At 66.8% G+C, this 10,125-nt stretch carries 12 protein-coding genes; 6 read left to right on the top strand and 6 right to left on the bottom strand.

Translation table 11 applies throughout. The annotated features are described in order from the left end of the window. Window position 1: 1 nt before the first annotated feature. Complete coding sequence (locus JO059_RS20005; RefSeq protein WP_293321895.1) at window positions 2-487, bottom strand: DUF2771 domain-containing protein; 486 nt, start codon at window positions 485-487, stop codon at window positions 2-4. Beyond that, a complete protein-coding gene (locus JO059_RS20000) occupies window positions 484-2,157 on the bottom strand; it encodes an MFS transporter (protein ID WP_293321893.1) in 1,674 nt (557 codons plus the stop codon). The genes JO059_RS20005 and JO059_RS20000 overlap by 4 nt, the downstream gene beginning before the upstream one ends. A gap of 116 nt (window positions 2,158-2,273) precedes the next feature. Between JO059_RS20000 and JO059_RS19995 the strand changes: the two genes are divergently transcribed. Continuing rightward, window positions 2,274-3,167 carry a DUF3027 domain-containing protein gene (locus tag JO059_RS19995; protein ID WP_293321891.1) on the top strand — a complete coding sequence of 298 codons (894 nt, stop codon included), beginning with the start codon at window positions 2,274-2,276 and terminating at the stop codon, window positions 3,165-3,167. On the opposite strand, the gene JO059_RS19990 is transcribed toward JO059_RS19995, so the two are convergent. After that, window positions 3,164-3,619, bottom strand: a complete 456-nt coding sequence (locus tag JO059_RS19990; RefSeq protein ID WP_293321889.1) for an SRPBCC family protein — start codon at window positions 3,617-3,619, stop codon at window positions 3,164-3,166. The genes JO059_RS19995 and JO059_RS19990 overlap by 4 nt on opposite strands. Window positions 3,620-3,660: 41 nt before the next feature. Beyond that, entirely contained in the window at window positions 3,661-3,936 is a 276-nt protein-coding gene (locus JO059_RS19985; protein ID WP_293321887.1) for a DUF2530 domain-containing protein, read from the bottom strand. A gap of 111 nt (window positions 3,937-4,047) precedes the next feature. Here JO059_RS19985 and JO059_RS19980 point away from each other — a divergent pair, with 111 nt between their 5' ends. Genes JO059_RS19980 through JO059_RS19970 form a run of 3 tightly spaced genes read left to right on the top strand, consistent with a single transcriptional unit; the run spans window position 4,048 to window position 5,596 of the window. Continuing rightward, the gene (locus JO059_RS19980) at window positions 4,048-4,479 is read left to right on the top strand and encodes a MarR family transcriptional regulator (RefSeq protein WP_293321885.1); all 432 of its coding nucleotides are present in this window, start codon (window positions 4,048-4,050) and stop codon (window positions 4,477-4,479) included. Continuing rightward, a complete protein-coding gene (locus JO059_RS19975; protein ID WP_293321883.1) occupies window positions 4,476-5,315 on the top strand; it encodes an RNA methyltransferase in 840 nt (279 codons plus the stop codon). Before JO059_RS19980 ends, JO059_RS19975 begins: the two co-directional genes overlap by 4 nt. After that, window positions 5,312-5,596, top strand: a complete 285-nt coding sequence (locus JO059_RS19970; RefSeq protein ID WP_293321881.1) for a DUF2537 domain-containing protein — start codon at window positions 5,312-5,314, stop codon at window positions 5,594-5,596. Before JO059_RS19975 ends, JO059_RS19970 begins: the two co-directional genes overlap by 4 nt. Here the strand turns inward: JO059_RS19970 and sepH are convergent. Next, complete coding sequence (sepH, locus tag JO059_RS19965; RefSeq protein WP_293321879.1) at window positions 5,593-6,420, bottom strand: septation protein SepH; 828 nt, start codon at window positions 6,418-6,420, stop codon at window positions 5,593-5,595. The genes JO059_RS19970 and sepH overlap by 4 nt on opposite strands. Window positions 6,421-6,541: 121 nt before the next feature. Beyond that, window positions 6,542-7,660 (bottom strand): phosphoserine transaminase, encoded by a 1,119-nt coding sequence (gene serC, locus JO059_RS19960; RefSeq protein ID WP_293321877.1) that lies wholly within the window; start codon window positions 7,658-7,660, stop codon window positions 6,542-6,544. 209 nt (window positions 7,661-7,869) lie between these two features. On the opposite strand from serC, the gene JO059_RS19955 reads away from it, so the two are divergent. After that, window positions 7,870-8,895, top strand: a complete 1,026-nt coding sequence (locus JO059_RS19955; protein WP_293321875.1) for a diiron oxygenase — start codon at window positions 7,870-7,872, stop codon at window positions 8,893-8,895. A gap of 15 nt (window positions 8,896-8,910) precedes the next feature. Beyond that, window positions 8,911-10,125, top strand: a 1,215-nt coding sequence (locus JO059_RS19950; protein WP_293321873.1) for a 4Fe-4S binding protein, incomplete at its 3' end; no start/stop codon positions are given.

Raw genomic sequence — 10,125 nt, 5'->3', positions numbered from 1 at the left:
ATCAAGTCAGCCGGACGGACCATTCCGCGTGCGGCACCGCGCGGAGCTCGCTGGCGGGATCGACCACCAGCGTCAGCAGCTGCACCACGATGCCCGTAAGCCTGCCGCGCTGCGGGTCGACCGATGGAATGGTGACCGCGAGCCGGGCGTCCGGCCGAAACATCGTGCTAGTGGTGTTGGCCGGGTCTTCGTACACCTGAAGCAGCCTCCAGGGCGCGCGCGATATGGCCTCGGGAACCGAAAGCTGCACCGGATAGTGCTCGTTGAACGGCAGCTCCCCCTGGTTCTGCGGCGTCTGGCAGTTGTTGAGATCGCGCACGTTGCAGTACAGGTAAGGCCCGACGCGGGTCAAGTGCCCATGCGAATAGGCGCTGATCTCCGGTTGCTGCGGACCGGGCCGGCGCACGAGCAGCCAGGTTCCGACGCCGGCGCCTACGGAAAGCAGAATAGCCGACAGCGAAAGAGCCACGGCCACAGGGCGTTTCACTTCGACACCGCCGCCCGCCAGCCCGTGCCTCGCCGCGTCCCCTCCTGCTCGACCATTACCGGGCGATTACCGCCGAGGCCGGGGATCAACGAGTCGCCGCGGAAGCTGACGAGCGTCTGCGCCAGGCCGATGATGAGGAGCGCACTGACCGCGGTGAAGCCGATCCACAGTTCGGTGTAGACCAAGACGCCCAGGGCTCCGCCCAGTACCCAAGCCAGTTGCAGTGTCGACTCGGAGCGCCCGAACCCCGACGCGCGTGACTCCTCGGGCAGATCGTGTTGCAACGAGGCGTCGAGCGAGGCCTTCGCGATCGCGCTGGAACCCGAGGTGACCAACGTGGCGATGACAGTAACGACGAGATTGCCCGCGACCGCGGCCGCGACCGCGACCGCGCAGACCGCGACCGTGCAGCGCACCACGAGCACGGCCGGCCTGCCCAGTTGCAACCGCGCGCTGGTGAAGTTGCCGGCGAAGTTGCCGATCGCGGCCGCGGCGCCGATCACGCCAAGCATCCCCAGTTGGACCCAGCCGTTGGCTCGATGCGCCTTGGCGACAAACGCCGGGTACAAGAACAAGAAACCGACCATCACCTTGATGGTGCAGTTACCCCAGAGCGAGGTGATGATGTTGCGCCCCAACGGTTGTCGAAGTGTTCCACCGACCTTCTTGACTTCTTCGGGCCAACTCAGCCGGCCGCTGTTCTTGCGGTAGCTCAGCGTGGCCGGCACCTCACCCTCGGTGACCTCGACCCAGCGCGGAATCCGCATCGACAACATGGCGCCGGCGACAGTGACCGCAACGACGACGAACAACGCGCCGGGGAGCTTGATCAAGTGGATGCAAACGAATTCGACGCCACCGGCGATCGCGCCGCCGGCGATGGTGCCGCCGAGGAGGCCGAATACGGTCAGCCGGGAGTTGACCCGCACCAGGTCGATGGTCGGTGGCATCACCCGCGGGGTCACCGCGCTGCGCAGCACGCTGAACGACTTCGAGAACACCATCATGGCCAGCGCGCACGGATAGAGCACCATCGACGGGTAACTGCCCGTGGCGCCGTCGTAGTTCATGATCAGCACTAACGCCAGTGCGGTGCGTACCGCGAACGAGGTGGCGAGCGCGACACGACGGCCATGCTGCAGCCGGTCCAACGCCGGACCGATGAGCGGCGCGATCACCGCGAACGGCGCGATCGTGATCAAAAGGTAGAGCGCGACGCGGCCCTTGCTCTCCCCGGTCGCGGCCGCGAAAAACAGCGTGTTCGCCAGCGCGACGGCCATCGCGGCGTCCACCGCGAAATTCGCCACGACCGGCCACGTCAACGCCGTCAGGCCGGACTTGTCAGCGCCATCGGCCGTGGCGGCCCGCTGCACCATCCAGTACATCCGGGAGCCCATTTCTCGGCTTCGCTGCGCCGCGGCGCGGGTGACTGTGATGCGTTCGCCAGCGGCCTGGCCGCGTGGCGGCGTGTCCGCGCCGCCGTCCGACTCTGGTTGCTGCCCCAACGGCGGGAGATAACGGTTGGCGCTCGGCATGGTGGATCGGGAAGGAGGCGGCCGGCGCGCCCGGCGATAGTCGGAGTCGTCGGCCGGGTAGTTGGCCATCCCCGGATGCTGATTGGCCGATCCCTTGATGTTCGGGCGGGTCCGGCGGCCCGGGTTGGAGGCCACAGGACCCGGATCATTACGCCGCCGTCCAGACACGAATCAATTCTCTCCCATGCCGGCAGGCAACCGCGCGTGGCTCGCCAACCTAGTATGTAGACGCAGTGCAGGAAGGGGGCAACGTGACCGGACCCACCGAGGAAACCGCCGCGGCGGCCGTGGCCGAGTGGCCCGACGAATTGGCGGCGGTGCTCACCGGTGCGGTCGAGGCGGCCAGGGCCGCGGTCGAGGAGTTCAGCGGCCCGGACGCCGTCGGCGATTACCTGGGCGTCAGCTACGAGGACCCGAATGCCGCCACCCACCGGTTCCTGTCCCATCTGCCCGGTTACCAGGGGTGGCAATGGGCCGCTGTCGTCGCCGCCTATCCCGGCGCCGCGCACGCCACGATCAGCGAAGTCGTGCTGATCCCGGGTCCGACGGCGTTGCTGGCGCCCGAGTGGGTGCCTTGGGAGCGGCGTGTGCGCCCAGGGGATTTGAGTCCCGGAGACTTGCTGGCGCCGGCGGCCGACGACCCCCGGCTGGTTCCCGGCTACACCGCGAGCGGTGACCCCTTTGTCGACGAGACCGCGGCGGAATTGGGACTGGGCCGACGGTGGGTGATGAGCCCCTTGGGGCGCTCCGAGGCTGCAGAGCGATGGCACACCGGGGACTATGGTCCCGACGCGGCGATGGCGCGCTCCACCAAACGGGTCTGCCGCGATTGTGGTTTCTTCCTGCCGCTGGCCGGATCGCTGGGCGCGATGTTCGGGGTGTGCGGTAACGAGCTGTCCGCCGACGGACATGTGGTCGACAAGCGGTACGGCTGCGGCGCCCATTCCGACACTCCGGCCCCGGCGGGCAGCGGCTCGCCGATGTATGCGCCATACGACGACGGCGTGCTGGACATGATGGAGACCTCGCCCCGGGAGCCGCAGGCAGACCCGCCGCTCTCCGGCGCCGAACCACCGGTGCGCGACGCCGAAGCCGAGCCGGATGCGCCGGAAGCCCAGCCGGAGCAGCCGGAATCGCCGGACTAGCCTTGCTCGGCGGCGGCTTTGATGTTCGCCAGTGTGGTGTTCATGCCCTCGAGCAATTCGCGTTCGAAGTTGGCCGTGCCACCGAGCAACGCGTTCACCGACAGGTTCGAAAATGCGGTGACGCCGTTTTCGGCGTGACGGCTCTCGATCACGCGGGTGCCCTCGCCGTGGAGTTCTAACTCATAGGTCCAGATTGTGCGGTTTGCATTCACCCGGAAGGCCAGCTTCTTCTCCGGGACGACCTCCACGATGGTGCACGTCGTCGTCCAGAACAATCGGTTGCGGCGGTTCAGGTTGATGGTGCGGGTGCCCTCGCGGAGCGGGCCCAGCGGCTTCATCCATCGACACTGCGGGCTCCACTGGGGCATGCGCCGAAAATCGGAAATCAAGGTCCAGACTTTCGAGGCGGGTGCATCGATGTCGATTTGCGCTTGCAGTAGCGGGGCTACCATCGCTCCTCCCAGGGTCCATATTTGGGCGTTGATATCGATACCTAGTGGCGGTCGAGATACGCTTCGAGTCCGGCTTGCGCACCGCGTGCACCGCGACGGGCTGCGGCAAGCTGCCATACGAAGATGCTCGTGCCGATCAGCCCGACTCCGAGTCCGCCCAGCGTCAGCTGGCGCCAGCTCTGCAGGGCCGGCACGGCGAACGCGAGGGCCGCGGCGATCGCCCACCCAAGGAAGCCGACCGCGACCACGGGCCACACCTGGAGAAGGCCGGTCGGCAACGGCGGGGCCTCGCGGTTCTGGCCTGATTCCACGGACATCGCGACTAACATATCCCGCTCACAACGCGAATCGCCCCCCGGCCGTCCGTCGTCGGCCGTTTCATGTGCCTTCATATCCCGAGTTTCTTGCGTTCCGTGTAACCTCGCGCCATGCCCGACAGCGAGGCGCGGCTGGCCAGCGACTTATCGCTGGCGGTCATGCGCCTGGCCCGCCAATTGCGGTTTCGCAACCCGTCATCGCCGGTGTCCCTTTCCCAGCTGTCGGCGTTGGCAACCTTGGTCAACGAGGGCGCGATGACCCCCGGCGCCCTGGCAATCCGAGAGCGTGTCCGCCCGCCGTCCATGACGCGGGTGATCGCCTCGCTGGCTGAGATGGGCCTCGTCGAGCGCACCCCCCATCCGGTGGACGGCCGGCAGGTGCTGGTGTCGGTGTCCGAGGCCGGCGCCGAACTGGTCAGGGAGAACCGGCGGGCTCGCCAAGAATGGCTGGCCAAGCGCCTCGCGGCCCTCGACAGCGACCAACGTGACACCCTGCGCGGTGCCGCCGACCTGATGCTGGCCTTGGTCGACGAAAGCCCGTGACCGGACGCGAGTGTATTGACGGCGTGGATGTTCACGACGTCAGCGATCCCGAGGATCCGCGGCTCGACGACTTCCGCGACCTGAACAGCGTCGATCGCCGTCCCGACCTGCCGACCGGCAAGGGGCTGGTGATCGCGGAGGGTGTGCTGGTCGTGCAGCGCATGCTCGCCTCCAGGTTCACCCCGCACGCGCTGCTGGGCACCGACCGCAGATTGGCCGAGCTCAAGCATGATTTGGTCCGTGCGAGAGCGCCGTTCTACCGAGCGTCGGCCGAGGTGATGGCACGAGTGGTCGGTTTCCACTTGAATCGCGGTGTGCTCGCGGCCGCCAGGAGGGTGCCCGAGCCCGGGGTCACGGAGGTCGTCCAGCGTGCACGGACCGTCGCGGTGCTCGAGGGCGTTAACGACCACGAGAACCTGGGGTCGATCTTTCGTAACGCGGCGGGTTTGGGTGTGGACGCGGTGGTGTTCGGCAGCGGCTGCGCCGACCCCCTCTACCGTCGCGCCGTCCGGGTGTCGATGGGGCACGCGTTGCTGGTGCCGTACGCGCGCGCAACCAGCTGGCCGGCAGACCTTGAGGTGTTGCGGGAAAACGGATTTCGGCTGCTGGCGATGACTCCCAGCAGCGCAGCGAGCAGGCTTGCGGAGGCGATGGCCGCTGCGCGCGACGAACGTGTCGCGGTGATGGTCGGCGCCGAGGGCCCGGGATTGACGGCGTCCGCGCTGCGGCTCAGTGATGCGAGAGTGTGCATTCCGATGTCGCGCGGCACAGACTCGCTGAACGTCGCGACGGCCGCGGCGCTGGCGTTCTACGAGCGGGCTAGGCTCGGTTCATGAGCGACGAGCGCAGCCAATCCGTGCCCTGGGCAACGGGTTTGACGGTTTCGGGGTTCGTCGCCGCGATCATCGGAGTCGCCGTGGTGGTGCTGACCCTGGGCCTGATCCGGGTGCATCCGCTGCTGGCCGTCGGCCTCAATGTTGTGGCGGCAGGCGGACTGGCGCCGACGCTGTGGGGCTGGCGGAGCACCTTGGTGCTGCGCTGGTTCGTGCTTGGTGCGGGCGTGGGTGTGGTGGGTGCCTGGCTGGTGTTGTTGGCGCTGCAATTGGGCAGTGGCTAGCGGTGCCCACTCGAGCGCACGCCGAGTAGCACATCCTCCCACGCCGGAATGACCGGCTTGCCGCGTCGCGTGTGCACCGGCTGGTCGGGCGAAGCGGTGGCCGCGGTCTTGGCCTGCGCCTCGGTAGCCGACTTGCCGGCGGGACCAGACGGATCAGACGCACCAGCTGGACCAGCTGGACCGGCCCCCGTGTCGAAGTCGAGGTGGGCCACTCGTGCGATAGGCCGCAGTGGGCGCTCGAAATCCGGATCGATCAATTCGCTGGCGGCGTCGTCGATCGCGGTAACCGTTCCGCCGTGGGCGCCGGGGCTGAAGGTGAAATGTGCGATGTTGTCGGAACGGCCGGCCTTCCAGGCCAGCTGCACCGTCCAGCGGCTGTCTTCGTTACGCCAGGCGTCCCAGCTGAGCCGGTCGGGTTCGAGGCCGCGCGCCACCAACGCGGCGGTGACGGTCTCGAGCAACGTCAGCACCGCGGGCCCGTCGGCAAGCACCGGGTGCGCAGCCGTTGCCAGCTCCGCGGCGCGGGCGCGTTCCAGCAAGACCGGGTGCGCGAACCGGCGGATCCGCACGATATCGGAACCCGAAGCGGCGGCGACTTGCTCCACGGACGCACCGGCGCGGATCCTGGCCTGAATCTCTCTGGGACTCAACATGTTTGTCAAGGTCATATCGAGTTGCGGTTGCTCCGGCGGCCACGGTTCGCCGCGTAGGGCGGCCCGCAGCCGGTCGTCCGCTGCCAGTTTGAATTGCTCTGCGGCTCCCTCGTCCTCGCAGACGATGTATTTGCCGTCGTAATCGAGCGCAACCACTTTGAGTTCCCGCATGGCTTCTCCTCGCAGGCCCCGTGCCCGGTGGCAACGGACCCGTCAGGTGCGCACTTTAATGCAGCTGACGCCGATAACCCGCCCTGACACGCTGGTGGGTTGCGGGCCGATGACCGCGAAGTTAAAGCCGCTCGACGACCCAGTCGATGCACTGGGTCAAGGCGCTGACGTCCTCGGGGTCGACGGCGGGGAACATCGCCACCCGCAGCTGGTTGCGGCCGAGTTTGCGATAGGGCTCGGTGTCGACGATGCCGTTGGCCCGCAGTGTCTTGGCGACGGCAGCCGCGTCGACGTCGTCGACGAGGTCGATCGTGCCCACTACCTGAGACCGCAGCGCGGGATCGGCGACGAATGGTGTGGTGTAGGGCCGCTCTTGCGCCCAGGAGTACAACCGCTGCGACGAGTCAGCGGTGCGCTTGACCGCCCATTCCAGTCCGCCGTTGCCCAACAGCCAGTCGAGCTGCTCGGCCATCAGCGCCAGCGTCCCGATCGCCGGCGTGTTGTAGGTCTGGTTTTTCAGGCTGTTCTCCACCGCAATCGGCAACGACAAAAAGTCGGGAACCCAGCGTCCAGACGCGGCGATGGACTCCACCCGAGCCAGGGCGGCCGGGCTCATGATTGCCAGCCACAGTCCGCCGTCGCTGGCGAAGTTCTTCTGCGGAGAGAAGTAATACGCGTCGGCCTCGGTGATGTCGACCGGTAGACCGCCGGCACCGGAGGTCGCGTCGATGACCACGAGGGCGCCTTCCGACCCGGCGGGTCGGCGGACCGGCACCGCGACCCCGGTCGACGTCTCGTTGTGCGCCCAGGCGATCACATCGACCGACGGATCGGCCTGGGGTTCGGGAGCGCTGCCCGGCTCGGCCTTGAGCACGATGGGATCGCCGACGAATGGGTTCTTCGTCACGGTGGAGGCGAACTTGGCGCGGAACTCGCCGAAGGAAAGGTGCAGTGAGCGCTTGTCGATCAGCCCGAATGCCGCGGCGTCCCAGAATGCCGTCGCACCGCCGTTGCCGAGGATGACCTGGTAGTCGTCCGGCACCGAGAAGAGCTCGACCAGTCCCGACCGAACCCTGCCCACAAGATCCTTGACCGGGGCTTGCCGGTGCGATGTGCCGAACAATGGGGCGGCGGTGGTGGTCAACGCCTTCAGTTGTTCTGGCCGGACCTTTGATGGTCCGGATCCGAAGCGGCCGTCGCGGGGTTTGATGTCAGCGGGGATCTCGAGCTGGTCAGCCATATCGCTCAGCCTAATGAGGCGTACCCGGGCGGCGGTGCCGCGGGCTGGCCAGCCGCTGCGAGCGGGGTCCCGGCGTGATCCAGGTCACACCCTTGGTATGACCACTGGTCAGGCCACAGCCCCATCTTGGACTCTGGAAAATATCCGGTACCTGCGGTACTGTCTGGACACTGTAGGTCCAAATGTAAACCTCGTTGGGGAGGCTTCGAATGGCTAGGACGCGGATGGTCAGGCGTTGGCGCCGCAATATGGAGGTTCGCGACGATGCCGAGTACGTGAACATGCTCGCCACCCTGTCTGCGGGGTCTGTGCGGCGAAACTTCAATCCGTACACCGACATCGATTGGGACACACCGGAATTCGCAGTCACCGAGAACGATCCGCGGTGGATCTTGCCGTTGACCGACCCGCTGGGCCGCCATCCCTGGTATCAGGCCCAGCCTGAGGAGCGCAAGATCAAGATCGGGATGTGGCGCCAGGCCAACGTGGCCAAGGTAGGGCTGCACTTCGAATCGATTCTGATCCGCGGGCTCATGAACTACACCTTCTGGGTGCCCAATGGATCGCCGGAATACCGGTACTGCCTGCACGAATCGGTCGAAGAGTGCAACCACACCATGATGTTTCAGGAGATGGTCAACCGCGTCGGCGCCGACGTCCCAGGCATGCCGCGGATGTTGCGCTGGATCTCTCCGTTCATTCCGCTGGTGGCCGGCCCGTTGCCGGTGGCGTTTTTCATCGGGGTGCTCGCCGGGGAGGAGCCCATCGACCACACGCAGAAAAACGTTCTCCGTGAAGGGAAGTCGTTGCACCCCATCATGGAGCGGGTGATGGCCATTCATGTCGCCGAGGAAGCCCGGCACATTTCGTTCGCCCACGAGTTCCTGCGAAAGCGGTTGCCGCAGCTGACCAAACGCCAGCGGTTCTGGATTTCGCTGTACTACCCGCTGACCATGCGCATTCTGTGCCAGGCGATCACGGTGCCGCCCAAGGCATTCTGGGATGAGTTCGAGATCCCTAGGGAGGTCAAGAAGGAACTCTTCTTCCGGTCGCCGGAGTCACGAAAGTGGCTGAGCGACATGTTCGCTGACGTCCGGATGCTGGCCCACGACACCGGCCTGATGGAAACCCGCTCCGCGCGGCTGATGTGGCGGCTCTGCAAGATCAACGGGAAACCGTCGCGTTACCGCAGCGAGCCGCAACGGCAGCACCTGGCCACGGCGCCGGCCGCATAGGACGGCACGGGTTTCATGCCGCACGTCATCACCCAGTCGTGCTGCAATGACGGGTCCTGTGTTTTCGCCTGTCCGGTCAATTGCATCCACCCGACGCCGGACGAGCCGGGGTTCGCCACATCCGAGATGCTTTACATCGATCCGGTGGCCTGTGTTGACTGCGGTGCCTGTGTGACCGCCTGCCCGGTCGGCGCGATTGCGCCCGACACCCGGCTGGAGCCCAAGCAGCTGCCTTTTGTCGAGATCAACGCCTCCTTCTATCCGGAGCGGGCCGCGGGCGTGAAGCTGCCACCGACCTCGAAGCTGGCGCCGGTGATACCGGCCACGGAGGTGCGCGCCCGCCGTCGGCCCTTGACGGTGGCCATTGTCGGGTCGGGGCCCGCCGCGATGTATGCGGCCGACGAATTGCTCATCCAACAAGGGGTGCGGGTCAACGTCTTCGAGAAGCTGCCCATGCCCTACGGGTTGGTTCGCGCCGGCGTCGCGCCGGACCACCAGAACACCAGGAGGGTCACGCGGCTCTTCGATCGGGTGTCCGAGCATCGCCGCTTCGGGTTTTATCTCAACGTCGAGATCGGCAGGCATCTGAGCCACGCGGATCTGTTGGCCCACCATCACGCGGTGCTGTATGCGGTCGGCGCGCCCGATGATCGGCGTCTGGAAATCGACGGCATGAGTCTGCCGGGGACGGGAACCGCGACCGAGTTGGTCGCATGGATCAACGGCCACCCCGAGTTCACTGATCTGCCAGTGGATCTCAGTCACGAGCGTGTGGTGATCATCGGCAACGGCAATGTCGCCCTGGACGTGGCGCGGGTGCTCACGGCCGACCCCGGCGAGCTGGCGTCGACCGACATCGCCGACCACGCACTGGACGCACTGCGCGGTTCGGCGGTGCGCGAAGTGGTGATCGCCGCCCGGCGTGGCCCCGCCCATTCCGCCTTCACGTTGCCCGAACTGATCGGGCTCACGGGCGCATCCGAGGTCGTCCTCGACGTCGCCGATCACCAGCGGGTGGCAAGCGATCTCCGCGAAGTCTCCGATGCGCTTACCCGAAGCAAGCTGGAAATCCTGAGCAAACTCGGCGACGCTGCTGCGCCGACATCACGCCCGCGGATCCGGCTCGCCTATCAACTCACGCCCGGCCGCGTGCTGGGTCAGCGGCGTGCCACCGGCGTTGAGTTCACCGTCACCGGTACCGATGAGGTGCGCCGGCTCGAGGCGGGCCTC

This window comes from Mycobacterium sp. (genome assembly GCF_019247615.1).
GTDB lineage: Bacteria > Actinomycetota > Actinomycetes > Mycobacteriales > Mycobacteriaceae > Mycobacterium.
Note: the sequence above shows the minus strand (reverse complement) of the source record. Positions and strands in the feature narration are given on the sequence as shown.

What these genes read in the sequence shown, in the direction of transcription:
- JO059_RS19980 (WP_293321885.1), top strand. Translation starts at nt 4,048, where the DNA reads ATGCCCGACAGCGAGGCGCGGCTGGCCAGCGACTTATCGCTGGCGGTC.
- sepH (WP_293321879.1), bottom strand. Translation starts at nt 6,420, where the DNA reads ATGCGGGAACTCAAAGTGGTTGCGCTCGATTACGACGGCAAATACATC.
- JO059_RS19970 (WP_293321881.1), top strand. Translation starts at nt 5,312, where the DNA reads ATGAGCGACGAGCGCAGCCAATCCGTGCCCTGGGCAACGGGTTTGACG.
- JO059_RS19990 (WP_293321889.1), bottom strand. Translation starts at nt 3,619, where the DNA reads ATGGTAGCCCCGCTACTGCAAGCGCAAATCGACATCGATGCACCCGCC.
- JO059_RS19955 (WP_293321875.1), top strand. Translation starts at nt 7,870, where the DNA reads ATGGCTAGGACGCGGATGGTCAGGCGTTGGCGCCGCAATATGGAGGTT.
- JO059_RS19985 (WP_293321887.1), bottom strand. Translation starts at nt 3,936, where the DNA reads ATGTCCGTGGAATCAGGCCAGAACCGCGAGGCCCCGCCGTTGCCGACC.
- serC (WP_293321877.1), bottom strand. Translation starts at nt 7,660, where the DNA reads ATGGCTGACCAGCTCGAGATCCCCGCTGACATCAAACCCCGCGACGGC.